The sequence below is a fragment of the Vibrio pectenicida genome (assembly GCA_024347015.1).
Classification (GTDB): Bacteria; Pseudomonadota; Gammaproteobacteria; order Enterobacterales; family Vibrionaceae; genus Vibrio; species Vibrio pectenicida.
In genome coordinates this window covers 1800846-1827577 of record AP024889.1, presented here as the reverse complement: position 1 = coordinate 1827577, position 26732 = coordinate 1800846, and the positions used below count along the sequence as shown (strand labels likewise).

25 protein-coding genes are annotated in these 26732 nt (G+C 40.8%); 14 read left to right on the top strand and 11 right to left on the bottom strand.

From position 1 onward, the window contains the following. Nucleotides 1-26: 26 nt before the first annotated feature. The 4 genes from yfaE to ubiG all read right to left on the bottom strand — a co-directional run bounded on the left by yfaE (nucleotide 27) and on the right by ubiG (nucleotide 4978). Entirely contained in the window at nucleotides 27-305 is a 279-nt protein-coding gene (gene yfaE / locus OCV27_RS08635) for a class I ribonucleotide reductase maintenance protein YfaE (RefSeq protein WP_125320823.1), read from the bottom strand. Continuing rightward, a complete protein-coding gene (gene nrdB / locus OCV27_RS08630) occupies nucleotides 305-1438 on the bottom strand; it encodes a class Ia ribonucleoside-diphosphate reductase subunit beta (RefSeq protein ID WP_125320824.1) in 1134 nt (377 codons plus the stop codon). Before nrdB ends, yfaE begins: the two co-directional genes overlap by 1 nt. Nucleotides 1439-1519: 81 nt before the next feature. Next, nucleotides 1520-3802 carry a class 1a ribonucleoside-diphosphate reductase subunit alpha gene (gene nrdA / locus OCV27_RS08625; protein WP_125320825.1) on the bottom strand — a complete coding sequence of 761 codons (2283 nt, stop codon included), beginning with the start codon at nucleotides 3800-3802 and terminating at the stop codon, nucleotides 1520-1522. Nucleotides 3803-4270: 468 nt separating this feature from the next. Beyond that, nucleotides 4271-4978: a bifunctional 2-polyprenyl-6-hydroxyphenol methylase/3-demethylubiquinol 3-O-methyltransferase UbiG gene (gene ubiG, locus OCV27_RS08620; RefSeq protein WP_125320827.1), complete on the bottom strand. Its 708-nt coding sequence runs from the start codon at nucleotides 4976-4978 to the stop codon at nucleotides 4271-4273. A 287-nt stretch (nucleotides 4979-5265) separates the two neighbouring features. Here ubiG and gyrA point away from each other — a divergent pair, with 287 nt between their 5' ends. The 4 genes from gyrA (at nucleotide 5266) to OCV27_RS08600 (ending at nucleotide 12411) form a co-directional block, all read left to right on the top strand. Further along, a complete protein-coding gene (gyrA, locus tag OCV27_RS08615) occupies nucleotides 5266-7887 on the top strand; it encodes a DNA topoisomerase (ATP-hydrolyzing) subunit A (protein ID WP_125320828.1) in 2622 nt (873 codons plus the stop codon). 298 nt (nucleotides 7888-8185) lie between these two features. Then, nucleotides 8186-10069, top strand: a complete 1884-nt coding sequence (locus OCV27_RS08610) for a methyl-accepting chemotaxis protein (protein WP_125320829.1) — start codon at nucleotides 8186-8188, stop codon at nucleotides 10067-10069. Nucleotides 10070-10252: 183 nt separating this feature from the next. After that, the gene (gene blaALI / locus OCV27_RS08605) at nucleotides 10253-10993 is read left to right on the top strand and encodes an ALI family subclass B1 metallo-beta-lactamase (RefSeq protein ID WP_245986703.1); all 741 of its coding nucleotides are present in this window, start codon (nucleotides 10253-10255) and stop codon (nucleotides 10991-10993) included. Nucleotides 10994-11217: 224 nt separating this feature from the next. Continuing rightward, entirely contained in the window at nucleotides 11218-12411 is a 1194-nt protein-coding gene (locus tag OCV27_RS08600) for a diaminopropionate ammonia-lyase (RefSeq protein ID WP_125320831.1), read from the top strand. 72 nt (nucleotides 12412-12483) lie between these two features. Here OCV27_RS08600 and OCV27_RS08595 read toward each other — a convergent pair whose 3' ends face one another. Further along, nucleotides 12484-12975, bottom strand: a complete 492-nt coding sequence (locus OCV27_RS08595; protein ID WP_125320832.1) for an Lrp/AsnC family transcriptional regulator — start codon at nucleotides 12973-12975, stop codon at nucleotides 12484-12486. Between the two features lie 376 nt (nucleotides 12976-13351). On the opposite strand from OCV27_RS08595, the gene OCV27_RS08590 reads away from it, so the two are divergent. Both OCV27_RS08590 and OCV27_RS08585 read left to right on the top strand, forming a co-directional pair. Then, nucleotides 13352-14548 carry a M20 aminoacylase family protein gene (locus tag OCV27_RS08590; protein WP_125320833.1) on the top strand — a complete coding sequence of 399 codons (1197 nt, stop codon included), beginning with the start codon at nucleotides 13352-13354 and terminating at the stop codon, nucleotides 14546-14548. 249 nt (nucleotides 14549-14797) lie between these two features. Continuing rightward, the gene (locus OCV27_RS08585) at nucleotides 14798-15454 is read left to right on the top strand and encodes a hypothetical protein (protein ID WP_245986705.1); all 657 of its coding nucleotides are present in this window, start codon (nucleotides 14798-14800) and stop codon (nucleotides 15452-15454) included. Nucleotides 15455-15573: 119 nt separating this feature from the next. On the opposite strand, the gene OCV27_RS08580 is transcribed toward OCV27_RS08585, so the two are convergent. The 4 genes from OCV27_RS08580 to OCV27_RS08565 form a co-directional block, all read right to left on the bottom strand. Next, nucleotides 15574-16299, bottom strand: coding sequence for an AraC family transcriptional regulator (locus OCV27_RS08580; protein WP_125320834.1), 726 nt, complete (start codon nucleotides 16297-16299; stop codon nucleotides 15574-15576). Between the two features lie 172 nt (nucleotides 16300-16471). After that, complete coding sequence (locus OCV27_RS08575; RefSeq protein ID WP_337969044.1) at nucleotides 16472-17575, bottom strand: phosphoribosylaminoimidazolesuccinocarboxamide synthase; 1104 nt, start codon at nucleotides 17573-17575, stop codon at nucleotides 16472-16474. Nucleotides 17576-17739: 164 nt separating this feature from the next. Continuing rightward, the gene (locus OCV27_RS08570) at nucleotides 17740-18114 is read right to left on the bottom strand and encodes a hypothetical protein (RefSeq protein WP_125320835.1); all 375 of its coding nucleotides are present in this window, start codon (nucleotides 18112-18114) and stop codon (nucleotides 17740-17742) included. Between the two features lie 250 nt (nucleotides 18115-18364). Beyond that, a complete protein-coding gene (locus OCV27_RS08565; protein WP_125320836.1) occupies nucleotides 18365-19072 on the bottom strand; it encodes a glycerophosphodiester phosphodiesterase family protein in 708 nt (235 codons plus the stop codon). 115 nt (nucleotides 19073-19187) lie between these two features. On the opposite strand from OCV27_RS08565, the gene OCV27_RS08560 reads away from it, so the two are divergent. The 8 genes from OCV27_RS08560 to OCV27_RS08525 all read left to right on the top strand — a co-directional run bounded on the left by OCV27_RS08560 (nucleotide 19188) and on the right by OCV27_RS08525 (nucleotide 26035). Further along, nucleotides 19188-20075, top strand: coding sequence for a DMT family transporter (locus OCV27_RS08560; RefSeq protein ID WP_125320837.1), 888 nt, complete (start codon nucleotides 19188-19190; stop codon nucleotides 20073-20075). 100 nt (nucleotides 20076-20175) lie between these two features. Then, nucleotides 20176-20949: an MBL fold metallo-hydrolase gene (locus tag OCV27_RS08555; protein ID WP_125320838.1), complete on the top strand. Its 774-nt coding sequence runs from the start codon at nucleotides 20176-20178 to the stop codon at nucleotides 20947-20949. 224 nt (nucleotides 20950-21173) lie between these two features. Then, a complete protein-coding gene (locus OCV27_RS08550) occupies nucleotides 21174-21938 on the top strand; it encodes a DUF3450 domain-containing protein (RefSeq protein ID WP_125320839.1) in 765 nt (254 codons plus the stop codon). Continuing rightward, complete coding sequence (locus OCV27_RS08545) at nucleotides 21939-23288, top strand: MotA/TolQ/ExbB proton channel family protein (protein ID WP_125320840.1); 1350 nt, start codon at nucleotides 21939-21941, stop codon at nucleotides 23286-23288. After that, nucleotides 23288-23845 (top strand): MotA/TolQ/ExbB proton channel family protein, encoded by a 558-nt coding sequence (locus OCV27_RS08540; RefSeq protein ID WP_125320841.1) that lies wholly within the window; start codon nucleotides 23288-23290, stop codon nucleotides 23843-23845. Before OCV27_RS08545 ends, OCV27_RS08540 begins: the two co-directional genes overlap by 1 nt. Next, entirely contained in the window at nucleotides 23842-24246 is a 405-nt protein-coding gene (locus OCV27_RS08535; protein WP_125320842.1) for an ExbD/TolR family protein, read from the top strand. Before OCV27_RS08540 ends, OCV27_RS08535 begins: the two co-directional genes overlap by 4 nt. Then, nucleotides 24246-24863, top strand: coding sequence for an energy transducer TonB (locus OCV27_RS08530; protein WP_125320843.1), 618 nt, complete (start codon nucleotides 24246-24248; stop codon nucleotides 24861-24863). Before OCV27_RS08535 ends, OCV27_RS08530 begins: the two co-directional genes overlap by 1 nt. Next, nucleotides 24860-26035 (top strand): tetratricopeptide repeat protein, encoded by a 1176-nt coding sequence (locus OCV27_RS08525; protein WP_125320844.1) that lies wholly within the window; start codon nucleotides 24860-24862, stop codon nucleotides 26033-26035. The genes OCV27_RS08530 and OCV27_RS08525 overlap by 4 nt, the downstream gene beginning before the upstream one ends. A 34-nt stretch (nucleotides 26036-26069) precedes the next feature. Here OCV27_RS08525 and OCV27_RS08520 read toward each other — a convergent pair whose 3' ends face one another. Together OCV27_RS08520 and OCV27_RS08515 are read right to left on the bottom strand one after the other, a co-directional pair. Further along, on the bottom strand, nucleotides 26070-26297 hold the full coding sequence (locus OCV27_RS08520; RefSeq protein ID WP_125320845.1) for a hypothetical protein: 228 nt from the start codon (nucleotides 26295-26297) through the stop codon (nucleotides 26070-26072). Nucleotides 26298-26578: 281 nt separating this feature from the next. Continuing rightward, complete coding sequence (locus OCV27_RS08515) at nucleotides 26579-26713, bottom strand: hypothetical protein (protein ID WP_281272862.1); 135 nt, start codon at nucleotides 26711-26713, stop codon at nucleotides 26579-26581. Between the last annotated feature and the right edge of the window lie 19 nt (nucleotides 26714-26732).

Genomic DNA, 26732 nt, shown 5'->3' with positions numbered 1-26732 from the left:
ATACCGAGTTATTTAAGGGTGAATAACTATGCACTTTTGTCTTTTAGAGTATAAGTGACTTCTTCAATCTCTATATCAGATTTTGCTTTGCAAATACAAGGCAAAATCTCATTATCTTGAGTATATGCCATAGCAAAACCAACGTACTCTACCTCTCCTTTCACCAACTTGCAGCGGCAAGAGCCACAGTGACCATCTCGGCAGTTGTACTCAGGTATTATGCCTGCGTTTTCCATTGTTTCAAGAATGGTATTAGATGGGTTTGATTGGATAGAGGTAATATCGTTGATTTTAATATTGGGCATTAGAGTTCGAAGTCCTTAAAGTCATCAGCTTGAACATCGCTATCGATTTGACCGACTAGATAAGAAGAGATTTCGGCTTCTTGTGGTGCAACCTGCACATTGTCTGATGACAACCATGCATTAATCCATGGAATTGGGTTAGAAGTTGCTTCTGGGTAAGCTGCGCCTAAACCGACGGCTTGCATGCGAATATTAGTGATATACTCTACGTATTGGCAAAGGATGTCTTTATTAAGGCCTATCATAGAACCATCTTTAAACAAGTACTCAGCCCATTCTTTTTCTTGTTCAGCGGCTGCTTTAAACAAGTCGAAGCATTCTTGTCTACATTCTTCCGCGATCTGCATAAATGAGAAGTCATCTTGGCCATTACGCAAGATGTTGATCATATGCTGTGTCCCCGTAAGATGAAGGGCTTCATCACGAGCAATCAGCTTGATAATTTTTGCATTACCTTCCATAAGCTCACGTTCTGCAAAAGCAAAAGAACATGCAAAGCTAACGTAAAATCGAATCGCTTCTAGCGCGTTTACTGACATAAGACAGACGTAGAGCTTTTTCTTTAGATCGTGCAACCTAATTGTGACTTGTTCGCCATTCACAGAATGGGTACCTTCACCATAGCGATGGTAGTCACTCGTTAGTTGAATCAAGTCATCGTAATATTGCGAGATATCTTCAGCTCGCTTAAGGATATGCTCATTCTCAACGATGTCATCGAAAACAATCGCGGGATCGTTGATGATGTTACGGATAATATGAGTGTATGAGCGCGAGTGAATAGTTTCAGAAAACGACCAAGTTTCTATCCAGGTTTCGACTTCTGGCAATGAAACTAAGGGTAGTAAAGCTACATTTGGGCTACGCCCTTGAATCGAATCAAGCAGAGTCTGATATTTTAGATTAGAGATAAAAATATGCTTCTCGTGCTCAGGTAGTTTGTTGTAGTCAATACGGTCACTAGAAACATCCACCTCTTCTGGACGCCAGAAAAAAGAAAGCTGTTTCTCAATGAGTTTTTCAAATATTTCAAATTTTTGTTGGTCATAACGAGCAACGTTAACGGATTGACCTAAGAACATTGGTTCTTTTAATTGGTCATTTTTATTTCGGTTAAAAGTGCTGTAAGCCATGATGTCTCAATCCCTTTTAAGCCCCTCGTTAGAGAGGCAAATAATCTGTTAATTCTTTCTAATCACATAGGTGATTAGAGGTTAGATTTTACAACCACCGCCAGCGCAATCATCATCTTGCTCTTGGATAGCGTCTTTCTGGTCATCACTCGCACCATCACGCGTGTTGTGATAATAAAGTGTCTTTACACCGTATTTGTACGCTGTTAGCAGATCCTGTAGTAATTTTTTCATCGGGACCTTACCTTTATCAAAACGAGTCGGGTCATAGTTAGTGTTTGCAGAGATGGCTTGGTCAACAAACTTCTGCATAATCCCAACTAGGTGCAAATAGCCATCATTAGAACCGATGTCCCACAGCAGTTCATAGTTTTCCTTGTACTTGCTATATTCAGGCACTACTTGTTTTAGGATGCCGTCCTTAGATGCTTTAATGGATACATAGCCTCTAGGTGGCTCAATTCCATTGGTTGCGTTGGAAATCTGAGAAGAGGTTTCTGATGGCATTAAAGCTGTGAGTGTTGAGTTACGAAGTCCATGTAACATGATTTCTTCGCGTAATGTATCCCAATCGTAATGTAGCGGCTCATCACAGACAGAATCGATGTCTTTTTTGTAAGTATCTATTGGTAATAAGCCTTTGGCATAGTTTGTTTCATCAAATGCAGGACACTTACCTTGTTCTTTAGCTAGCTCCACAGAAGCTTTTAATAGGTAATATTGAATTGCTTCAAAAGTGCGGTGAGTCAAACCACTCGCACTACCATCAGAGTACTTGACCCCATTTTTAGCTAAATAGTATGCATAATTGATGACACCGACACCCAGGGTACGTCGATTCATGGTTGATCTTTTTGCTGCTGGCAGAGGATAATTTTGGTAATCAAGTAGGGCATCGAGTGCTCTTACTACCAAATCCGACAGTTCTTCAAAATCATCAAGAGACTGAATTGCGCCAAGGTTAAATGCAGAAAGAGTACACAATGCAATCTCGCCAGATTCATCTTCAACATTAGTTAGTGGCTTAGTCGGTAGTGCAATTTCTAAGCATAAATTAGATTGACGTACTGGAGCGACTTTAGGATCAAAAGGACTATGAGTATTACAGTGATCTACATTTTGGATATAGATACGGCCAGTAGAAGCTCTTTCTTGCATCAAAATAGAGAAGAGTTCAATAGCTTTCACAGTTTCTTTTTTAATCGATGAATCATTTTCATATTGAGTATATAAACGCTCAAATTCATCTTGATCTTCAAAGAATGCGTCGTACAAGTCCGGAACGTCTGAAGGTGAGAATAGGGTAATGTTTCCGCCTTCAACCAGACGCTGATACATGAGCCGGTTTAGTTGAACACCATAGTCCATGTGGCGTACACGGTTTTCTTCTACTCCTCGATTGTTTTTCAATACCATTAAGGCTTGAGATTCACCGTGCCATAGTGGGTAGAAAACAGTTGCTGCACCACCACGAACACCACCTTGAGAACAGCATTTAACCGCGGTTTGGAAGTATTTATAGAACGGAATACAGCCAGTGTGAAAAGCCTCTCCGCGGCGGATCTCTGAGCCTATAGCACGGATACGTCCAGCGTTAACACCGATACCTGCTCGTTGAGAGACATAGCGAACTATGGAGCTTGCTGTGGCATTGATAGAGTCTAAGCTATCGCCACATTCAATTAACACACAGGAGCTAAATTGACGCGTTGGTGTGCGGACACCTGACATAATTGGCGTTGGTAAGGAAATTTTAAATGTCGATGTTGCGTCGTAAAAACGTTTTATGTAGTTAAGACGTGTCGATTGAGGGTATTTTGCAAACAAACACGCCGCTACGAGAATGTAAAGAAACTGAGCACTCTCGTATATTTTACCTGAGACGCGATTTTGAACAAAGTACTTACCTTCAAGCTGTTTAACGGCAGCATAGGAAAAATTTAGGTCACGTTTGTGATCAATGTAAGTATTGAGTTCATCCAATTCTGCTTTGGTATAGTCTTGCAAAATATTCTGATCATATTTGCCCAAATCGACTAGACGAGCGACATGATCATAAAGCTTAGGTGGCTCGTATTGGCCGTAGGCTTTCTTGCGCAAGTGGAAAACAGCGAGTCGTGCGGCAAGATATTGATAATCTGGAGTGTCTTCTGAGATTAAGTCGGCTGCTGACTTGATGATAGTTTCATGAATATCTGAAGTCGTGATTCCATCATAGAACTGAATGTGAGCGCGAAGTTCCACTTGAGATACAGAGACATTGTCTAGGCCTTCTGCAGCCCAAGTTATTACTCTGTGGATCTTGTCCAGATCAATACTTTCTTTGCGTCCATCACGTTTAGTAACGGTGAGTTGTTGGTTCATTCTGCTTAATTTCCCTAACAAAACTGATAAAAGCCGTGTTTCTATGCAAATTGCTTCAAAAACGTTACAGCTTTGTGATCAAAGTCTATCTACATATTGTAGTACAAACACAACATATAGGGGTGCATTGCTATTCGACTTACAAGATAGTGCTATCTAGAAAGCTTTTCAAGTTGAAGAACTTGGATGACTTGTGGATAACTAACAAAATTAAAAATTTCAGTAAGTGGGTACTAACCGATGGAGATAGGAGCCAATTGATTGTAAAAAAATGCTATTTTAGGATTGGTTTATTAGTAACCATATTTAAAAAAAAATTCCTTGATCTTTCGAACATTCTGAGCGTGAATTCTAAGTGCTCATTTTGGAACCAAAACAGTAAAAATAACCTTGAAATAAAAACAAAAACGGTAGCATATGTGTGCTACCGCTTTGAGCATATCGTACTGGCGCTTGATGGAGAGTTGGTTAAAACTTACTGGTGTAGACTATGTAGTTGACGTCCACGTTTGTTCCAAGTTTGTAAGTGTCAGTGATGGGGTTGTACCCTAAGCCAGTTATTCCCATATCAGTTAAGTCAGTAGTATCGATCATTTTAAGCAGCTCAGCAGGTCGAATAAATCTATCGTGATCGTGAGTCCCTTCCGGCACAATACGCAACAACTTTTCAGCTCCCATTATCGCAAATAAATACGATTTAAAGTTGCGATTGAGCGTTGAAAAAAACACATGCCCGCCTTGTTTTACTAGGGCAGAGCAAGCAGTAATAACAGAGTGCGGGTCAGGTACATGTTCTAGCATTTCCATACAGGTAACAACATCATATTTACCTTGGTTTTCTTGTGCATGATCTTCAATAGTGCTTTGGATATAGGTGAGTTTTGTGCCAGTTTCGAGTGCATGCAACCTAGCCACCTCCAAAGGTTCTTTACCCATGTCTAAGCCCGTTACTATAGCGCCTTCTTTTGCCATACTTTCAGCCAAAATACCGCCACCGCACCCTACATCAAGAACTTTTTTACCAAACAAGCCACCAGCATTATCCAAGACATAATTCAAGCGTAGCGGATTGATTTGGTGAAGAGGTTTGAATTCTCCTTCTTTATCCCACCAGCGCGAGGCCATATCTTCAAATTTTTTAATTTCATTTGGATCGACATTTTTTGAAAGAGTCATAAGTGGTGTCTTTTCTCAGTAACTTCCATGAATAGGATAATATTATACTCTCTAACTGACTACACTCCATAGCTTGGGAGACTTTTCTGATGGAGTGGTGAAAATCTAGCCACTAAATCAGCGAGATAAAATAACAGTGTTTAATTTCTCAGCGTTTGATTCACTACCAAGCTCACAACCTGATAAAAGGTGAGGGAAAGTAATGCCGAACTTGGCATTTGTGTGTTATATTTTTGCGACTTAAACGTATTGTACATACGATCTACAAATAGAGGGATATTGGCTCTATGAGCGATCTAGCTAAAGAGATCACGCCCGTAAACATTGAAGATGAGCTAAGAGGTTCATACCTTGACTATGCGATGTCCGTTATCGTTGGTCGTGCTCTTCCAGATGTGCGTGATGGCCTAAAGCCTGTGCACCGTCGCGTATTGTTCGCGATGAATGTATTGGGCAATGACTGGAATAAACCATATAAAAAATCTGCCCGTGTTGTGGGTGACGTTATCGGTAAATATCACCCCCATGGTGATAGTGCAGTATATGATACGATTGTACGTATGGCTCAGCCGTTTTCACTGCGTTATATGCTTGTTGATGGTCAAGGTAACTTTGGTTCCATTGATGGTGATTCAGCAGCGGCAATGCGTTATACCGAAGTTCGAATGTCAAAAATTGCTCATGAGCTTTTGGCTGACCTCGAAAAGGAAACCGTTGATTACGTACCAAACTATGATGGCACTGAGCAAATCCCTGCGGTTTTGCCAACCAAGGTTCCTAATCTACTAGTCAATGGTGCTTCCGGTATCGCGGTAGGTATGGCAACCAACATCCCTCCACATAACCTTAGTGAAGTGATTGATGGCTGTTTTGCATATATCAATAATGAAGATATCACTATTGATGAGTTGATGGATTACATTCCAGGCCCTGACTTCCCAACGGCTGCGCTAATCAGCGGTCGTAAAGGTATAGTTGATGCGTATAAAACGGGTCGCGGTAAAGTTTACATGCGCTCCAAAGCCAGTGTTGAAGCTGACAAAAACGGTAAAGAAACGATCATCGTTACTGAGATCCCCTACCAAGTTAACAAAGCTCGACTGGTTGAAAAAATTGCTGAGTTAGTTAAAGACAAGAAAGTTGAAGGTATTAGTGCACTGCGTGATGAGTCTGACAAAGACGGTATGCGCATTGTTGTTGAATGTAAACGTGATGCTGTCGGTGAGGTTGTGCTAAACAACCTTTATACGCATACTCAATTGCAGACTACTTTTGGTATTAATATGGTTGCGCTGAACAATGGTCAGCCACAACTGTTTAATCTCAAAGAGATGATCAAGTGCTTTGTTGATCATCGCCGCGAAGTGGTGACTCGTCGTACTATCTTTGAACTGCGTAAAGCTCGTGATCGCGCCCATATCCTTGAAGGCCTTGCTCTTGCACTGGCAAATATTGACGAAATTATCGAGCTTATTCGCCGTGCACCTTCACCTGCTGAAGCGAAAGCAGGCTTAGTTGCCCGTGGTTGGGATTTAGGTAATGTTACGACCATGCTTGAGCGTGCTGGTACAGATGCCGCTCGTCCTGATTGGCTAGAGCCTCAATTCGGTATTCGTAACAACCAATATTTTTTAACTGAGCAGCAAGCACAAGCTATTTTAGATCTACGCCTTCAAAAATTGACAGGCCTAGAGCATGAGAAAATTCTTGATGAATACAAACAGCTTCTAGAAGAAATTGCTGAGTTGATGCATATTCTGGCGAGTACTGAACGCTTGATGGAAGTGATTCGTGAAGAACTAGAAGCGGTTCGCAATGCCTTTGGTGATACACGTCGTACTGAGATTACTACGGCTATCCATGATATCGATATGGAAGAGCTTATTGCTCGTGAAGATGTTGTTGTGACACTGTCTCATGAAGGCTACGTTAAGTATCAGCTGCTTCGTGACTATGAGTCTCAACGTCGTGGAGGAAAAGGTAAGAGTGCAACTAGGATGAAAGATGAAGACTACATTGAACGTCTTTTAGTTGCTAATACTCACGATAACATTTTATGTTTCTCCACTCGTGGTAAGACTTACCGTCTTAAAGTTTATCAACTGCCACAAGCATCGCGTACTGCTCGTGGTAAGCCCATTGTCAATGTGTTGCCTTTGGAAGAGAATGAACGCATTACGGCCATTTTGCCCGTTAGTGAGTTTTCCCCTGACAAGTTTATCTTTATGGCAACAGGTGATGGTACCGTTAAGAAAACCTCTTTAGATCAATTTTCTAATGTTCGTTCAAATGGCCTTATTGCAGTAAACTTGCGTGATGATGATTCGCTGATCGGCGTTGATATTACAAACGGTGAGAGTGATATCATGTTGTTCTCGAAAGCGGGTAAAGTGGTCCGCTTCACCGAAGACAAGGTTAGAGCAATGGGACGTACCGCTGCTGGTGTACGCGGTATGAAGTTAGCTAATGACGATCAAGTCGTATCACTGATTGTTCCTTCTAATGAAGGTGATATCTTGACGGTGACACAAAACGGCTATGGTAAACGTACTGAGTTGGCTGAATATCCAACTAAAGGACGTGCAACTCAAGGTGTTGTCTCGATTAAGGTTTCTGAGAGAAATGGCAGTGTTGTTGGTGCTGTTCAAGTCGAAGAAGGTGATGAGATGATGATGATCACTGACGCAGGAACCTTAGTCCGTACTCGAGTTGCAGAAGTGAGTCAAGTTGGACGTAATACCTTAGGTGTGACCTTGATTCGAACTGCTGCCGATGAAAATGTTGTTGGTCTTCAGCGAATTGATGAGATTGAAGAATCTGAATTGCTGCAGGATGAAGGAGAGGAGGCGAGTGCTAGCGTAGAGCTGACTGAGCCAGAATCAAATTCAGATAGTGAAGAACAGCAGTAATATATTTGCTTTATTAGAAAAAAGCCGAGCGTTAAGCTCGGCTTTTTGTTTTCTATCATTCAATAGATTAGTTAATATACCCCTTCCGCTGGCAATCAGAAAAAATATTTAAGTGATCAGGAAAATCGGTCGCTTATATATAAAAGTGGCTAAGAAATATAGCCATTATAGCGGCTCAAAAAATACTTTATTACAAATAGTTACAAGTAAGTGATATTTTAATAATATTACGTGCAACGAGAAAAGTTTGTCGATAAAATTAAAGACTTCAGTCTATTCCTATATGAATATAAAAATCATGAAATTGTCTCTAAAACAAAAACTCATAGGTGCCAGCTTATTAGCTGTATTGCTAATGGCTGGAGTACTTACTTGGCTTTCCGCTGATCAACTTTTTAAACAAACTCGTAATGGCGTTATTGCTAGGGCAGATAGCTTGACCAAAACCGCCTCAGAAGGTATTTCGGATTGGATTAAAATTCGTAAAGATATCGCCCAAGCATTTAATGGCAATGCCCAACAAAGTGATGTAGTACCTTTTTTACAACAAGCGCGCCAGGCTGGTGGGTTTGATGACATTTTCCTAGGCACGCCCAGGGGAGAGATGCTCCGTTCACATCCTGAGAGAAATCGTGCAGATTATGATCCTCGAGTTCGTCCTTGGTATCAAGATGCGAATAATGCCGGCCACCAGATTATTACTACAGCTTATCAAGACGCCATAACTAATGCATTGCTTGTCACTATTGCCGAACCCGTTCGTCAAAATGGCGCCTTTATTGGCGTAGTTGGGGCTGATGTGCTGATTGATCAGTTGATCAATGATGTGATTAATCTTGATGCAGGTGATAACGCTTATGCAATGCTTATTGATACCCAAGATGGAACATTTTTAGCGCACCCCAATAAAGAGCTGTTACTAAAACCCGTCTCAACTCTTGCAGGCGAGTTAACCATGGCTTCAATTACGCGATCGGCTAAAGAAGGTTCAATGAGCATTGTTGAACGTAATGGCCAAGACAAGTTTTACTTCTTCAAAAGGGTGCCAGGTACTGAATGGATTTTCGCTCTAGAAATGGACCGTCAAACAGAAGAAGCCAGTCATTCAGCATTACTTCAAGACTTGATACTAACAGCGCTTATCGTCACTCTTTTGGTTATTGCTGTTGTCTCTTGGTTAGTAAACTTCTTATTTCGCGATCTTGGGCGGGTATCTAAGGCTCTTGAAGAGATTGCTTCAGGTGAAGGGGATTTAACGCAACGTCTTGAACCGAGAAGTGATGATGAAGTGGGTCAATTGGCCGAAAACTTTAACACCTTCGTTGGTCACATGCATGCTATGGTCTCAAAATTGAGCAAGGTCTCAGCATCCCTGTCTGATCAGTCGAAGCAAACGGCTTCACAAGCAGAAGAACGTAGTGCGCGGATTCGTTTGCAACAGGATGAAATCAACATGGTTGCGACAGCTATCAATGAAATGGCTGCTGCGACTCAAGAAATTGCGGGCAATGCAGATAACACCGCTCAGAATTCGACAGAAGCTGTGACGGCGTGTGTTCATGGTGGACAGAAGGTGGTACAAACGCAGAGTTCGATTCAGAATCTAGCGCAGGAGGTCGAAGTTGCCACTGAAGTTATTCAGGAACTTGAAGTGCATGGCAATAGCATCAGCACCATTCTTTCTACCATCCAAAACATTGCTGAACAAACAAACTTACTCGCATTGAATGCAGCAATTGAAGCCGCACGTGCAGGAGAGCAAGGACGTGGATTCGCAGTGGTTGCCGATGAAGTTAGAGTACTGAGTCAACGCACTCATGCCTCAACCAAAGAAATCCAGCAAATGATTGAAACATTACAAAGTACAACAGGCAAAGCAGTCACTATCATGAGTGATAGCCGCCAGTTGGCTGATACTAGTGTTAGCGATGCGGACTCTGCGGCAATTAGTCTTAATCAAATTCAGTCGGCCGTAGAGCAAATTAGTGATATGGCGACGCAAATAGCCTCTGCCGCGGAAGAGCAAGCCTCTGTGACCTCGGAAGTTACTCGCAATACCGTTGGTATACGAGATGTTTCTGATGAGTTAGCAGGTGAAGCGCACGACGCTGCTGCGCAAGCAGCCCAGCTTTCTGAGCTTTCTTACCAATTGGAGCAAGAAATTGGTCGCTTTAAGCTTTAACAACTTAGCTAAATAAAGCGATTAACTCAGAGTGTCGATATAAAGTGGCTTAACTAAAGGTAAGTTATGCCACTTTAGTTTTAACCAAAAATGGACTATTAGTCTCTTTTTTCACATTGAACTAACACTATTGAAAGGGGTTGTACTGTATTGTTAGAGCGACCGTAAGAATGAATGAAGTTTATGTTTAAAATTACTTTAGCGTTTTTAAGTGCTGCTATCAGCTTTCATGCTTTTGCATCGGATGATGTAGTAAAACCTCTCCAATTTGAAAAAATTACTAATAATGTTTTTTTAGTAAAATCTTTCCGTGAATTTAAAAATCTACAGGATCCAGATAAACCTATTTTAATGGACGCTAACTCATTATTGTATGTTGATGGAAAGGATGCGTATTTAATTGATACACCATGGAATGCATCCAATATGCCCCAAATGATGATGTGGATTGAAAACAAAGGTCTAGAGCTAAAGAAAACAGTATTTTCTCACTTTCATGAAGATCGAACCGGTGGTTTAGAATACCTACAAGCGCATAACTTTGAGACATATGCTTCTGTATTAACGAATACATTTTTACGATCTGATCATAAAAAAGCCACTAATCATCAATTTTCAGATGATAACTTTGTGCTGCTAGAAAATAAGATTGAAGTATTTTACCCAGGGGCTGGCCATACCAAAGACAATACGGTTATTTGGCTGCCAAAAGAGCAGGTGTTACTTGGTGGGTGTTTAATTCGAGCCGGTGAAGTTAACACTATCGGATGGACTGGTGATGCTGTTAAAAAAGAATGGGCAAACTCGGCTAAAAAAGTACTAAGTAAGTACCCTGAGGCTCGATTCGTTGTTCCTGGGCATGGCAGTGTTGGTGAGGGGACAGACAGTATTACCCATACTATCGGTATCGCAGAAAGTTTATAATATGCTAGGTATAAATATTGGCAACAAATCATTTTCATTATGGTTCAGTTAGATTTGGGGTAAATCCTGCATTAAACAGTATTGAAGTAAGTAATTTCCGCAGATATAGTTTTTAGAAAGCACAATTACGACACATTGTCTCCGGTAGAATATTATCTCCGCAATCCTTACAAACCGAAGGGTGTAGTAAGGAATATCGTGAATGATTAATAAGGACGACCTTTATGCAGTTACTGACAGGTACTTTGACGCACTATGTTAACCCTAAAGCACATCCTGAACGGGAGTATTCAAGTAAGCAACGTGATATTCTTTGCGTCGCGACATCTGAGCAGGGAATTAAGGATATTTCTCAATGGCCGGGTTATTCTGTTACTCCTTTACATTCACTTAATGATATCGCTGATGCTGTGGGGGTTAGTCAGTTTTGGTACAAAGATGAATCGCAGCGTTTTGGCTTAAAGAGCTTTAAAGCATTAGGTGGCGCATATGCCGTAGCTCGACAGCTTCAGATTGAGATGATGAGTCGTTACGGTAAGAACGCGACGATAAATCAATTACTAAACGGTGAGTGGAAATCAGAAGTCGCTGAAATTGTCGTTAGTTGTGCGACAGATGGAAACCATGGTCGCTCTGTCGCATGGGGTGCGCAAATGTTTGGTTGTGGTTGTATTATTTACATTCATCGCGATGTATCAAAAGGACGTAAGCAAGCGATGGAAGCGTTTGGCGCTGAAGTCATACGTATTAGTGGTAATTATGACGAATCTGTTCGGTTAGCCGATTCAGAAGCAAGAGCAAATAACCGTGTGATTGTATCAGATACTTCTTATGAAGGTTATTTGGAGATTCCTAAAGACGTCGCTTTAGGTTATACCGCTATGTTGGCTGAAATTGTCGAGCAACTTGATGGCGAAATTCCCACACATGTCTTCGTGCAGGGCGGGGTAGGTGGTTTAGCATCAGCGGTATGCGGTTACTTCTGGGATCTTTGGGGAGTGCATCGTCCACGTTTTATTATTGTAGAGCCTGAGCAAGCTAACTGTTTACAGAAAAGTGCTCAAGCAGGTGAACCTGTTGTGGTTACAGGTGATCTAGAGACGATTATGGCGGGCCTCGCATGTGGCGAAGTTTCAAGTTTAGCTTGGACTATTTTGCAAAATGGCGCTGATGATTTTATGACGCTGAGTGAAGATGCGATCCCACAAGCTATGCGAATGCTGGCGAGTGGCGAGCAAACGGCAGTGACGATAGAAGCTGGTGAGTCGGCAGTACCTGGTTTTGCTGCAGCGATTATCGCGAAGCAAGATGAGGTTTATGCTCAAAAGTTGAACTTAACCCAAGATAGCCAAATTTTAGTGATTGGTACTGAAGGCGCCACTGATCCAGAGTTGTACCAGCACATTATTGGCAATTAATTACACTAAGTTGACGGTATAGATGCTGCTTTATACGAGGTGGTATCATACCGTATTTCCTTTTTATTATTGTTAACCACGCTGATCATCAAGAGGAATTGTCAAGCCGACTTTAACGTTATCCATCACCACATTAGTTTGAAAACTCTTGATATTCGCGTTATCGAAGAAAGCCTCACGAGTAAAATTATCGTACCCTTCCATGTCTGCAGCTGTAACTATCAAAATAAAATCAGAGCTACCCGTTACGTAATAACATTGTTGTACTGAACGATTAGCACTCATCTCTTTTTTGAAGTTATGCATCAAGTCAACACGCTCGCGCTCTAGTGTTACTTGCACGATGAAAGTCATCGCCTGACCAACTGCTTTTGGGTTGATGATCGAGACATCTGCTTGTATCACTCCATGTGAGCGCATTCGTTTTAAACGGCGTTGAACAGCTGCGGGTGAAAGCCCGACTTTTTCCGCGATGTTGTCCGAGGTCGCTCGATTTGAGTTCTGAACGATGTTGAGGATATTTCTATCAAAGCTATCGATCAGCATTTCAGATTGTTGTGTCATACCTGTTTTCCCATATCTATTTATAAGTTACTTGTTGCTCTCTTTGAAGTCATGGTGTGACCAAGATAAGGTATTTTTCTCTTATCAATGAGAGGTCTGATGCTAAGAATAAAAAATCACTATAACGTAATAAAATGCGGAATTTCCACACAATGTGGTTGTTATTTAATGAAAATCCTTAAACTTATCGAGGCATTATTAATCTTGTAAAAAAAATGTAAAGAGTTAATTTGTGGGGGTGGCAATCTGCTCTCTACAGTTCAACAACATTTAATGAACTTAAGGGATCGGTGAGCATAGTATATTCAGGTGATCGTTATCTTTAGGTTCGAGTTGTAAAGCAATACCAAATATTTAATTTTTAGGAATAGCTATTATGTCATCTACTTTCTCGATACAACCGGATCAACTTAGCTCTCAGCTTATTCAAGATATGACGGAGTGGCGTCAACATTTACATCGTTTCCCAGAGTGTGGCTTTGATGTCAATCTGACCTCAGATTACATCGCTAGTAAGTTAGAAAGTTTTGGTATCGATGTGGTACGTAATATTGGCAAAACTGGGTTAGTCGGCATACTCCGTTCTGGTTACGGGGACGCGAGTATTGGCCTTAGGGCTGATATGGATGCGTTACACATTCATGAGCAGAACAACTTTGCCCACTGCTCGCAATATGATGGAAAGATGCATGCCTGTGGACATGATGGTCATTCGGCAATGTTGCTTGGTGCGGCAAGTTATTTAGCTAAACACCAAACCTTTGACGGGACTGTCTATTTCATTTTTCAACCAGATGAAGAGCATGGGTGTGGTGCTCAAGCGATGATAGATGATGGGCTATTTGAGTGTTTCTCAATTGATGAAGTGTATGGTGTTCACAACTTTCTCGGTTTAGCGGAAGGAGAATTGATGGTGCGCCCCGGTTCTTTTATGGCCAGTGAGAGCAGTTTTGAAATCACCATTCATGGTGTGGGCGGTCATGCAGCTCTGCCACATCAAGGTGTTGATCCGCTGGTGGTTGGTTCTCAGGTGATCCTTGGCATACAGACGATCGTTTCCCGAAATTTAAGTGCTATTTATGATACAGCGGTTGTATCTGCAACTGAATTTATTACCGATGGAACTGTCAATGTTATCCCGACTCAAGTTGTTATTAAGGGTGACTGTCGCAGCTTCACGGAAGTCACTCTAGACCAAATTAAGCAGAGTATGGAGCGAATTGTTGCGGGTATTTGCCAAGCTGCAGGCGCTACTTATGTCTTTGAATTCACTAATACCTTTTACCCGACCATCAATAGTGTTCAACAAACTCATTATGCTGTTGAAGCTGCCAAGCAGGTACTTGGAGAAGATAAGGTCAATGATGCCTGTGATCCGCTAACGATTTCAGAGGATTTCTCCAGTATGTTACGAGTTAGGCCGGGTTGTTATGTGTTGCTTGGTAATGGTATCGAATCGATTGGTGGCTGCGCTTTACATAACCCTAGATACGATTTCAATGACCGTATCTTGAAGTTTGGGACGAGCTACTGGATTCAATTGGTAAACGATCGATTAGCAAATATCGTTTGAACGAAAAATGTAAGTAAAACGGATGATTTTATTTACCAGGGTGTAATGAATATAATACAAAAGTAAAATTACTTAGTCTGGTTGCGAGATATTACACCAAGGGAGTGGAGATTAGTGCCGATCATTAATTAAATCTGTTCTTACCATAAATTGATAACAGAAAAATGACAATTACTGACAAGCACCATATATAAAACTAATCATTTTAAAAATAAGATGCTCCTAATAAGTATACATTGTGGAGTTACCTTGAAATCTTTATTCCCAGTCTTTATTTCTGCGATAGCTATGGCAGGCTGCCAGTCTAGCCCTGAATATCGTGCGCCTTATGTGTTTCAATCCGATTGTATTGAGGCGAGAGAAGGTAATGTGATGCCACTAACTTTTGTGGTTGATCAAAACTTATCGCAAGCGAAAGTCAATGGAGTGATTTGTTCAGGGTCTTATCAAGCATTTCAGTCAATGAATGAATTTTACCCTGATATCAAGTTACTTCGATTGCAAAATATACCGGGTTCATTGGATGATGAAACCAACATACGTTTGTCATCAATGGTACATGAGATGGGTATAAGCACTTTGCTTGAAAGTGGAGGTAAAGTGGAGTCTGGTGGAACGGACTTATTTTTGTCTGGTGTTGAACGCAAAACTGAGCAAGATGTTACAGTCGGGGTTCATTCGTGGGCAAGTGGCGATGATGATGGCAATATTGTCGAAGGTTCGGATGTGTCAGTTGATAACCTCCAACACCAAAAATACATCAACTATTACCAGAATATCAACTTAGACAAACCAGAAGAATTTTATTGGTTTACGGTGTATTCAGCCTCATCTGAAGGAATACACTACTTATCTGAAGATGAACTGAAATACTTTGGTTTTAATACACCCACTTTTGATTTCTAGATTTTCGTCTGTTGTCGAAAGCTTTAATATCAATATAAGAAGCATTATAAACAGCAGGGCGCACTCCATCATGGAGCGTGCCTTTTTGCGGTGGTAAATTGTTATGCTTAACATTTATATTAATTAAAATATTTGCTCGGTGTTATTCCAAAGCGAGCTTTGAATGCAGTGATATAACTGCTGGTATTGCTATAACCGCACGATAGGGCAGTTGATGTAACACTCATACCTTGGCTAAGCATAGTGAGCGAACTAATTAAACGAGCTTGCTGTCGCCAAAATCCAAAATTGATACCTGTTTCACTTTTAAACACTCGACTTAATGTTCTGCTACTGGTAGCAAAATCGGCTGCTAACTGACTCTGTGAGCGTGGGTCGTCTGGGTGGGACATTAACCAATAAGTAAGACGGCGTATGTTGTTTTTATTGGGTAGTGGTAGATAGAGGTTACAGGGTTTTGCTGCGTTGACTTCATCAATCAATACGTCAATTAATCTCTGCTGCGACAGGGTTAGGTGTGTAAAATCGAAACCTTTAATACGTTCAATCAAAGCCGCTATTAGAGCGTTAGACGCGATTACCTTGGCCTGGCTAGTAGGTGAGTACACATCATTAACTGGCAAATAAATGATAAAGGCTTCCATATCAGAAACTACGTTGGATTTGTGTTCTAGGCAGGCTGGGATCCAGCCAATGGATGCGGGTGTCATTGTCCACTGGTGGTCAAGGGTTTCTATGGTGGCAGTGCCTTGGTTAATCCAATACATTTGAGCCGTGTCGTGTTGATGCCACTCTGTTTCTGAACCTGAAGTGTGACGTATTGGATGTGATGTCAGGTTATTCATTCTGGCTTACACCATTTACCGTTGCGAATTTATTGTGTTACTGAACATACCCTCCCCTATAGAAAATACCGCGAATTCCCAAAATTGTTTTTATAAAAATTGAGGTAGACCTTAGAGCCTACATCAATTTTTATTTCTACACAGTACGGACTTTGAATCTAATACTGGTTATTTAGTCTATTAGTCCGTATGCGTTGCTTAGTATATTAATAATTTCTTGCTTTGGATTGTTAGATAAAGAAATGGCTTTGCCGGTTATTTTTTCTGCAATATTAATATAAGTTTTAGAGATATTCATCAGGGCTTCAGATGGTAGTTCGTTATTTCTTGCTAGAGCTTCTCTCTCAGTCATTCGTTCTTTGTTGAGCAAAATGTCTGGGTCAGGGAAGTAGTTTAGTAGAAATTGACGGAAATCTTCTTTGGAGTTTTCAACAATATGACCATTTTGATACTCGTATTCATCCCAGATACGTGATGAATCAGGAGTACCAACTTCATCCATGTAAATGAGTTTCTCATTACCTGACGCATCTTGAACATAACCAAATTCAAACTTGGTATCAACGAAGATTTGGTTAACTTCCGCAAGAGCTTGGTTGATCACGTTAAACCCTTCACTGAGTAGCTTTTCATAGAGTCTAATATCGCTAATACTAGAGAAGTTGAACGCAGCAAAGTTATCTTCGATGTTTTGCCTAGTAATATTTACATCGTCAGCTTCTGGTACTCCTGGGATGTTTTTCAGGATCCCCTTAGTTGAAGGTGTCATCAGTAGTTCAGGTAGGCGGGTATCTTTTTTCAGCCCCTCTGGCAACTCTATCCCACAGAAATGACGTTCGCCTTTCTCATATGCGCGCCACATTGATCCGGTAATGTATTGACGACAAATAGCTTCAATCTTAATGGGCTTAGCTTTTTGAACGATCCACACTAGCGGATGAGGGATATCTAGTATGTGGCTGTCGGCAAGGTTATTTTGTTTAAACAAACTAAACCAGTGATTTGATATAGCATTAAGTGCTGCACCTTTGCCCGGTATACCTTTTAAACCTTCTTGTCCGTGCCAAATGCAGTCAAATGCAGAAATGCGGTCGCTGATCACCATGATAGCAAGCGGGGCATCAGGTGCGACATCATAATCTTTCTCTTCAATCAGGCGGCGGCTGTCTTGTTCTGTTAACCAGTATACGGACCGAACTTTACCGTTGTGCACTGGTTGATTAGTACGAATTGGGAGGTCATCATTTATAGCAAGAACTTGATCAGCAAGCGTCATCTGGATAATCCTATCTGAGTCAGAAACCTGAGGCCGTAATAATAGATACAACCTTTTGGGATTGAATCATACCAGAAAAAATGCAAGCTGCCACAAAAAGCAAACGTTTGCATTGCAAGGGCAAATATTAGCAGGAGCGTTAAGAACTGGATAGGTTGCAGAACTTAGTGATAGTGGTCAGTTTCTTTTTCAATGAATAAGACTTCACAATGATACTCAACAGCTAAATGACGCAGTACGTTTTGATCAAATCGGCTGACTTTATTAGAAGCGACAATGGCACTTGCATTACGTGATTTGATCGCTTTTTCAACAATGTCACGTTCACACAAAGTCTTTGAAGGCTTCATCTGGATAATATTGTTACAGCTAACCTTATAAGCCATGAATAATTCTAGGCTTGGTCTGGGGCATTCAGAAGTAAACAAGATCCATTGTCTTTGGCTAGATAGCCCAGCTAACCGTTTAATAGATTCTTTCTGGTTTTGCCAATGAAAATGAGTAGTAGCCAAGATATTGGCTGTGTGTAAATGAAACATAAATACTGTCCTCACATGCATGCTGTATGTATGTACAGTAGTTGTTTTATTTACACTGATCAAGAAAAACCTCATGATATTGATTATGCTCTATCCAAAAGGTGTCATAAAAATAACTAAATCAACCATTTATAATAACCATATTGTTATGATGGGAAGATAATAAAAAGAATCAGCGATAATGTTATCTTACACAGTGCTTTATACTGTGTTAACTGATGAGGAAGTCACAAACGAATCATGACTTTACCTATTGCTCTAAAAAACGTGCGGGAAAATCACTGAAAATTCCATCCAAATAGTCAAGGTGCTGGATGTCTGAAGGTTGATTAACAGTATAACACCAGACTTGAAAACCTTGTTTTTGAAGAAGACTAACATCCCTTTGGCTTGCAAACTTGTAATTAAGATTACAGCCAAATGCCGAAATTGTTTGTAGCAATTGGGTATCTTTTGGGCTTAGTTTTTCAGTCAGTACAGCAATTCGATAGTTGGGTAATACGGCATGTAACTCAAGTAAAGTGTCGTGGTCAAAACTGGAGAGCAGGATTGACTGACAGCTGAGTTGAGAAGATTGTAGATCACGTTTTAAGAGCTGAGCCACGTGGGTTTTGTCATGTTGGTCGACTTTTAATTCCAAATTGAGTTTTAGGTTTAAATCACTAGCCAGCGATAGTAGCTCGGAAAGTGTCATAATGGATTGTGTATAGGTTTTATCACAAAATTTGGCAGCAAAGTTAAATTGACGGAGTTCTTCTAGTGTTTTTTCATCAATGCGTCCAGAGCCGTTACTGCATCGATCAATGGTATGATCATGACAAATAACAAGAATATTGTCTTTGGTGGGTTGTACATCGACCTCGACCCACTCAACTCCCAGTTTAGCCGCTGCTTCTATACTTACTCTGGTGTTTTCAGGGTAATTACCTGCTGCACCACGATGACCAATAATCTTCATTAATATACCTTTATTCAATCACATTCAAATCAGGCTTTTTCATCGCAATTACAAGCCAAATCTGACACTATCAGAAATCATAATTTAGCAGATTAGCTGTCAAAGAGTAGAGATATTGAACGCAGAGAATAAAGCGATTTGGATTTTAGTGGTGACGACTGCATTAGCGGGCTTAGGGTGGATTTTTTCTAAGCAGACAATTCAAGGTTTGCCGCCATTTGGTTTTGTTGGACTCAGGTTTTTAGTTGCGTCTGTTTGTCTGTTACCATTTTGCTACAAGTCACTATTACAATTTACTGCGAGACAAGTTTTACACGCGCTAGGTGCGGGCAGTATATTGGCAGCTGCGCTGCTAGCTTGGATCCACGCGATTACTGTAAGCGCTACTCTTGGTGAGGGAGCATTTATCGTAAGCTTGTCGATGATAATCGTGCCGATTGTTGCGTGGGCAATATACAAAGAACGACCCAAACGAGCATTCTGGATTTCTATGCCAATTGCTGTTTCAGGGCTGGCATTTTTATCTTTACAAGGTGGATGGAAGAGTTCACCCGGGCAGCTTTGGTTCTTAACTAATGCCTGTTTATTGGCTTTACATTTTAATGTTAACAGTCGCTTGGTTCAAAAACTTCCAGTACTCATGCTGACGTGTATACAACTATTTGCTACTGGGGTTATTGCTTTGCTGGTATCGGCTTGTGTGGAGACAATGCCTAAAAATGTTGATATTAATATTTGGGGATGGTTTGCAGCAAGTGCAATACTTGCAACCAGCCTCCGTTATGTTATGCAAACACTTGGTCAAAAGCACTGTAATCCAGCGAATGCCGCGCTGATTATGTTACTTGAACCGATCTGGACCGTTATACTGAGTATTCTTTGGTATGGTGAACAATTATCTATCAATAAATTATTAGGCTGTGGCCTTATCTTGCTCTCGTTGATCTTTTATCGGACCGACGGGCGATTATTCAGTTTTAAAGTCTCTAAGTACCGTAAGTAATAACTGGTCTGACTTCACGATATGGGCCTTACAAGCTTCTCAATTAAGCACGGGTTGCTAAATTGAATAGATTGATATTTGTTATCATCGTGTTAATAAAATGAAGTTACATGCCATTAATGGTTATATTCAAAAAATTTATCTTGTCGAATACTCGGGCAAACTCTTGTTACTTGATGGGGCGAGTAGGGCCGATATTCCTTATATAAAACACTATATCACAGAGGTAATTAAGCAGCCTTTTACTAACTTAAAAGTTGTTATCGTGACACACATGCACCCTGATCATGCTGGTGCGGCACATAAGCTGAGGGACTTAACTGGTTGTATTTTAGTGTCGGCAGATAAAAGCAAGCAATGGTATGGTGGACTTGATGGAATGCTAATGCATTTCACTGATTTGATTCTTGCAAGGTGGGTTGCAGGAAGGTTAAAAAAGCCCAAAAGGAGACTTTGGTATCCGAGATATTTGCAACCCGATGTGACCTTAAATGATGGACAGCCAATCCCTTACTTTGAAGATTGGGTAGTATTGGAAACGCCTGGGCATACAGACCGAGATTTATCTGTCTATCATAAGCAACAAGGTATTCTCTATGTTGCTGACTTGATTGTTGAAGTTAAACAGCGTCTCATCGCGCCTTTCCCTATTTTTCACCCCAATAAATACCGTCAATCACTGCAACGAGTTTACGATATGGCGCCCACTACTTTGTTACTTGCACACGGAGGTGAGGTGACTTTAGATGAAAGTGCATACCAACACCTTGTCAATATTGCTCCTTGCACGCCAACAACTCACTGGCGGGCCATTAAAGTAAAACTTCGTAGCTTGCTCAGTTCTGTTTGGTCATTTGGGCTGGTGGATAAGTGATGAACTTTTTATTACTGATGTAAACCGCTATTTTATATTTGCCATCATTTTGTCCTTAATTAAAAAATTGAGGTAAAATTGTCCATTTTTGTGCATTTGAACATTTATATTGAGTAGTAAGCAGATAGTTGATTGAATTTTTAGATAATCACGTTAATATGTCCTCAGATGTAAATGAGATTGCGTCTCAATAGTAAATTGGCAACCTTAAAAATAGACATACTATGAATTTAATAAAACCTTGCTTTGCGTTGCTCGTGGCATCATTTAGCACAAATACTGTCGCTACAAATTTTGATAATGCGCAGTCCATCCAACGTAGCACCAATGCTACTTCGGCTTCCAGTCAGAAACGTATAAATACGGTTGCAGAAAATTCATTAAACCTGCAAGCGCAAGTCGAACAACTTAAGGAAGAGATTAAAAATTTAGAGATTTATCAAGATCATCTTTTGGCATTGATGGACAGCCAGTCAAAAGAGGCATCAAATCTTGAATCTCAGATTGAAGAGATAAATAATACGCGTCAAGGTATCGTACCTTTGATGTACCAAATGATATCTGGGTTAAAAGTATTAGTAGAAGAAGATCTTCCCATAAAACATGAAGCTCGATTAGAGCGTATTGCTAAGCTCGATAACATGATTGTACGCGCAGACGTAAGTGATGCTGAGAAATATCGTCGTATTCTTGAAGCGTATCAGATAGAGCTTGATTACGGTGTCAAACTTGGGGTTTACCAAAGTAAAATCTCTATTGAAGAAAGTGTTCGTGAAGCGCAAGTTCTTCACCTTGGACGCGTCTCTTTAGTTGCACGTAGTTTAGACGGAAATAAGTCTTGGTCATGGGATCAGTCACAAAAACATTGGCAGTCTCTTGATAGTGCGCTAAAACCGGATCTGGATAGAGCATTTAATGTTGCTAATAAACAAGCAACACCAAGCTTACTTACTTTACCTCTTACGCTAAATGTAATGGAGGTAAAATAAATGAAATTCCCAATGATTATTTGTCTTTTAAGCCTATCGATTTTGCCTTTTACTGCTCATTCGAGCGATGACCTTATTACTAAAGCAAAAACTGAAAGTGTTCGACAAGGGCAGCATAACCTTGAACGTGAATCAGCTTTCCAACAAACAGAAAATGAGCTCAAATCAATTAAAGCCTCTCTTCTTAAACAGCGGAATGGTTTACAAGCTCGCAATGACCAGCTTGCTGCTCAATTTTCAGAAAATGAAAAAAAACTCGCCCAGTTAGAAGAAAAGCTTCGACTTGAAACGGGAAGTCTTGGAGAAGTATTTGGCGTAGTTCGGCAAAATGCCAAGCAGTTAGAATCTGAGTTAGATAGTTCAGTCACTTCCGCCGATGCGCAACATTATACAGAGCTTGTCAAAAATGTAGTAGCAGCAACTGAATTACCTTCAATGCAACAGCTCACAGGTTTGTGGAAAGCACTTGAAGAGCAAATACAAGCAAGTAGACAACTTGTGCCTACTATGGTGAATTTTGTTAATGGTGAAGGAATAATTAAAACTGAACCGGCTCTTAGAGTTGGTTCATTAGGTTTGATTTCAGAAGCAGGGTATTTAAAGTGGAATGCAATAAAGGCAGAGGCGCAGCTTTATTCAAAGCAACCTGAAAATACTCCGGCTCTATCTTTACTAAGCTCTGGTCAGATAAATAACATCGTACTTGATCCAACTCGTGGTGTGTTACTTGAGCAACTAGCTCATAGCCCAAGCTTCATGGACAGGCTTGCCTCGGCTGGTGTTGTAGGGCAAGTTATTCTTGGTTTACTTTTGGTTGGTCTTGTCATTGCTATTGTGCGTGGCGCGAGTTTATTGACCACTCGACAAAAGATTTGTGCTCAACTCAAATCCCCGCAAATACCGGGTAATAATCCACTTGGCCGTATTTTGTCTGTATACACAAAAGATCAACGCTTGACTGTTGAAGCTCTGGAGTTGCGTTTACTTGAGGCGGTGGTTGATGAGCAAGCTCGACTTGAAAAGGGTTTATCCATGCTCAAGTTGTTAGCTGCTTTAGCGCCTATGTTGGGGCTACTAGGTACTGTAATTGGTATGATTGAAACATTCCAGGTAATTACTCAATTTGGAAATGGTGACCCCAAAGTAATGGCTGGTGGAATTTCAATGGCTCTAATGACAACAGTCCTTGGTTTAATTGCCGCTATGCCACTTTTGCTTGCGCACAATATTCTTAGTTCACAGGCAGAGCTTATTCGCAACATTCTCGAAAAGCAGGGTATTTCTTTGGTTGCTCAGCAAGCCGAGAAAGACTCTGTGGCGAATGAGGCACCTCTGGAGAGAGTGGCTTAATGGATTCATTCATCACAATGCTGCCTGATTTAATCATTGAAAATCAGTGGACTATATCTTTGCAGGGCTTTATGCAGCAGGGAGGCCAATTACTGTGGTGGTTATTTTGGGTGGTTGCTTTGTGTTGGCTACTGATGATTGAGCGGGTGATTTACCTGTTTGTTGAGTTTCCCACCCAAAAATCAAATTGGATTAGAGCTTGGCACGAAAGGTCTGAGCAACATTCATGGTACGCACGGTCAATACGAGAAGGGTGGCTGGCTCAAGCACATACCAAACTCTATAAAAACTTAAATATAATTAAAGTGTTAGTTGCAATTTGTCCAATGCTAGGGCTTTTGGGAACCGTGACAGGAATGATTTCAGTATTTGATGTAATGGCAAACCAGGGAAGTAGTAATCCGAAGTTAATGGCTTCGGGGATTTCATTAGCGACTTTACCCACTATGGCAGGAATGGTGGCAGCCTTGTTTGGTATGTTTTTCCATGCTCGTTTACTTAAAGCCTGCCAAGTAAGAGAAATTAAATTAGAAAAGTCATTAAGGAGTCAGCGATGAGACTGGGCCGACGCCACCATAAACAGGAAGAAGCTCAAGTTGATCTGACTTCTATGCTTGATATCGTATTTATTATGCTGATTTTCTTTATTGTTACCAGTTCATTTGTCAGGGAATCTGGTGTTGAAGTTAACCGTCCGCAGGCAAGCAGCGCTGTTAGTCAAAAAGATGCTGGCATTTTTGCCGCAGTGACTTCGTCTAACGACATATACATTGATAAGCGAATTGTCGACGTGGAACGGGTTCAAGCTGTACTAGAACATTTGCTTTTGGATAAACCTGATGCGGCACTTGTCATTCAGGCTGATGAGCACGCTTTTAGTGGAACGGTAGTCAAAGTTATGGATGCTGCTAAAGAAGCAGGGGTTAAAAATATCGCACTGGCAGCGGAGAAAAAGTAATGCTGCGTTGGTTAATAGCTGTTCCAATGGCCGGAGTATGTACTTTAACCGTTTTCGCCTTAATGGCATGGATGGTTAATATTAGTGACAGACAGGCCTTAGGTGATGATGCACCGTTACGCTTTGATATGCTTGTTGTTGAAAACGATACAGATACTCAACGTCGCCAGCGCAGCATCCCAGAACAGCCTAAGATGCCCAAATTGCCGGAACAAATGCCAGTTTCGAGTGTGAATAACAATATCACTAGTGTCTCTGATACGTTGAAGCCAGCGCTTGGTCTTGATACTAGTATTGATGGTTTGGCAATTAGCGCGCCTGAATTTGGTGACTTTGGTATTCAGCAGCAAGCGATGCCTATATATCGTGTTGAACCTCGTTACCCTGCCAAAGCTGAAAAGCGCCAAGTGGAAGGTTATGTGTTAATTAGGTTCACTATAGACCCAACAGGTAAGCCCGTTGATATTCAAGTTCAAAAATCACAGCCTAAGTATATGTTCGATCGAGAGGCAATATATGCGATTAAAAAGTGGAAATATCAGCCAAAAATCGTTGACGGGAAATCGGTTTCTCAGCAAGGGCAGACGGTAAAATTGGAGTTCACACTATCAAAATGATTAAACAATTTGCTCTGATTGCTATGTTTTTGTTCTCATCGCTAGCTGTTGCTCGTGATCTTAGCCACTACACTGCTGGTCGTTTGCAGCAGGCAAACCAGCTAGCTCAGAACGATAAGCTCAAACAAGCAATTGAGGTCTTACGAGAGACCGAGACATCATTTGATTATGACAAAGCCTTTGTTGCACGAGTTATGGCTGTGTTTTATTGGCAAGAAGGAAAAACCAAGCAAGCGATTGAACAAATGAGGTACGCTGTTGCCAGTGGTTTATTGCAAGATGAGCAGGCATGGGTGAGTCAGCGTATGCTCGCAGACCTTTATCTTACGGAGCGTGATTTTACTCAAGCATTAAAGCATTATTACCAACTGGTTAAAGTCGTTCCACCAACTCAGCAGAAAGTCGACATTTGGCTGCGTATTGCTCAATCTCACTATCAGCTTGAGCAGTGGCGTGATGTAATAGTGGCAACTGATCGTTATTTGAGTGCTGATAGTAATGATCGCCTGCAACCGCTTTCTCTCAAGTTAGGGGCTCAATTAGCGCTAAAATTTTCACATGATGCGATCGGTACACTCGGGCAGCTCATTGCGATAGAACCTAATAAGCTCCAATGGTGGCGACAATTATTTGTGTTACAAATTCAAATAGGGCAAGGAAAACAGGCTCTTGGAACGCTTTCATTGGCTAAACTTAAAGGACTGCCTATTAGTCAATACGATCGCCGTATATTAGCTCAACTTTATTCCAAGCAAGGTATACCTGAAAAAGCTGCAATCGAAATTAGTGAGCTAGAAGAAGCTCAAACGGATATCAAACTACTTGTCGAGCAGGCAACATATTGGCAACTTGCGAAAGAGTGGGATTCAGCGATTTCAGTCTGGAAAAAAGCTGCGCGAATAGAACCAAAATATAATTGGAATCTTGCTCAGCTTCTTGTTCAGCAAGGGCACTATAAGGCATCCATCTCTGCTCTTGATAAGATTGAAGATAATAAGGCGGATGTCGCTCTAGTCAAAACTCGTGCTTTTTATAAGCTCAATCAGTTAGATAAAGCTTTATATCAAGCCAAGCAATCTGATAGTTTTGAACCTTCAATTCAGGCTAAAAACTGGATAAGGTTCTTATCTCAGATTCGTGCATCATCAAACCATGATCGAACTGCTGCGTAGAAAAGGAGAGCACGAGATGTGCTCCTTTTGTTTATCATTTTACTTGGCTTGGGCATATAAACTCAGCTCGCCACAACAAACTTCTAGAAGACTTAATAGTTGTAAGCAGCTCTTCTCCAGATAGCTGCGGGTACGAGCACATGACTTTTACACCATCACTGTATTTAGACTTTTTATAAGCTCTAACATGAGTGAAAGTGCTGGACAAGTTGTGCGATAGCATAGATTTAGACAGGCAAATACCGAACATATCCCGTTTCATTTTCCTTCCTTCTGACATTGTTTAAATATTATTTTTTAGTTTTATTCTTATAAGTTACTTGGTGCATATATATTATACATCAAAGATTGCATTTGATTAAATAATGAACAAAATGAAATTGATCTTGATCTAAAATATTACCAATTCTGATGTTTCACCAACCATGCACCATTTTTTATTTTTACTGTACTCAATATGTGGTTTTTCGATAAATATTATTTTATATGAATTTAGTATCGTAACTTTTGCTGTTTGGATCGTTTTGGTTTTCGAGAGAGAGGTTAAGGTAATGAAAAAATATCAGTTTTACTTGGACCAATAGCTTGCATAGTAATATGAATACTGTTTAGTATCTCCTCTGGAGTAAGGATCACACCGGATTTCCTAAATGTGGTATGGAATGTGCTTGGTTGCATTTATGTCATACCTTTGACT

What these genes read in the sequence shown, in the direction of transcription:
- yfaE (WP_125320823.1), bottom strand. Translation starts at nt 305, where the DNA reads ATGCCCAATATTAAAATCAACGATATTACCTCTATCCAATCAAACCCA.
- nrdB (WP_125320824.1), bottom strand. Translation starts at nt 1,438, where the DNA reads ATGGCTTACAGCACTTTTAACCGAAATAAAAATGACCAATTAAAAGAA.
- nrdA (WP_125320825.1), bottom strand. Translation starts at nt 3,802, where the DNA reads ATGAACCAACAACTCACCGTTACTAAACGTGATGGACGCAAAGAAAGT.
- ubiG (WP_125320827.1), bottom strand. Translation starts at nt 4,978, where the DNA reads ATGACTCTTTCAAAAAATGTCGATCCAAATGAAATTAAAAAATTTGAA.
- gyrA (WP_125320828.1), top strand. Translation starts at nt 5,266, where the DNA reads ATGAGCGATCTAGCTAAAGAGATCACGCCCGTAAACATTGAAGATGAG.
- OCV27_RS08610 (WP_125320829.1), top strand. Translation starts at nt 8,186, where the DNA reads ATGAAATTGTCTCTAAAACAAAAACTCATAGGTGCCAGCTTATTAGCT.
- blaALI (WP_245986703.1), top strand. Translation starts at nt 10,253, where the DNA reads ATGTTTAAAATTACTTTAGCGTTTTTAAGTGCTGCTATCAGCTTTCAT.
- OCV27_RS08600 (WP_125320831.1), top strand. Translation starts at nt 11,218, where the DNA reads ATGCAGTTACTGACAGGTACTTTGACGCACTATGTTAACCCTAAAGCA.
- OCV27_RS08595 (WP_125320832.1), bottom strand. Translation starts at nt 12,975, where the DNA reads ATGACACAACAATCTGAAATGCTGATCGATAGCTTTGATAGAAATATC.
- OCV27_RS08590 (WP_125320833.1), top strand. Translation starts at nt 13,352, where the DNA reads ATGTCATCTACTTTCTCGATACAACCGGATCAACTTAGCTCTCAGCTT.
- OCV27_RS08580 (WP_125320834.1), bottom strand. Translation starts at nt 16,299, where the DNA reads ATGAATAACCTGACATCACATCCAATACGTCACACTTCAGGTTCAGAA.
- OCV27_RS08575 (WP_337969044.1), bottom strand. Translation starts at nt 17,575, where the DNA reads ATGACGCTTGCTGATCAAGTTCTTGCTATAAATGATGACCTCCCAATT.
- OCV27_RS08570 (WP_125320835.1), bottom strand. Translation starts at nt 18,114, where the DNA reads ATGTTTCATTTACACACAGCCAATATCTTGGCTACTACTCATTTTCAT.
- OCV27_RS08565 (WP_125320836.1), bottom strand. Translation starts at nt 19,072, where the DNA reads ATGAAGATTATTGGTCATCGTGGTGCAGCAGGTAATTACCCTGAAAAC.
- OCV27_RS08555 (WP_125320838.1), top strand. Translation starts at nt 20,176, where the DNA reads ATGAAGTTACATGCCATTAATGGTTATATTCAAAAAATTTATCTTGTC.
- OCV27_RS08550 (WP_125320839.1), top strand. Translation starts at nt 21,174, where the DNA reads ATGAATTTAATAAAACCTTGCTTTGCGTTGCTCGTGGCATCATTTAGC.
- OCV27_RS08545 (WP_125320840.1), top strand. Translation starts at nt 21,939, where the DNA reads ATGAAATTCCCAATGATTATTTGTCTTTTAAGCCTATCGATTTTGCCT.
- OCV27_RS08540 (WP_125320841.1), top strand. Translation starts at nt 23,288, where the DNA reads ATGGATTCATTCATCACAATGCTGCCTGATTTAATCATTGAAAATCAG.
- OCV27_RS08535 (WP_125320842.1), top strand. Translation starts at nt 23,842, where the DNA reads ATGAGACTGGGCCGACGCCACCATAAACAGGAAGAAGCTCAAGTTGAT.
- OCV27_RS08530 (WP_125320843.1), top strand. Translation starts at nt 24,246, where the DNA reads ATGCTGCGTTGGTTAATAGCTGTTCCAATGGCCGGAGTATGTACTTTA.
- OCV27_RS08525 (WP_125320844.1), top strand. Translation starts at nt 24,860, where the DNA reads ATGATTAAACAATTTGCTCTGATTGCTATGTTTTTGTTCTCATCGCTA.
- OCV27_RS08520 (WP_125320845.1), bottom strand. Translation starts at nt 26,297, where the DNA reads ATGAAACGGGATATGTTCGGTATTTGCCTGTCTAAATCTATGCTATCG.
- OCV27_RS08515 (WP_281272862.1), bottom strand. Translation starts at nt 26,713, where the DNA reads ATGCAACCAAGCACATTCCATACCACATTTAGGAAATCCGGTGTGATC.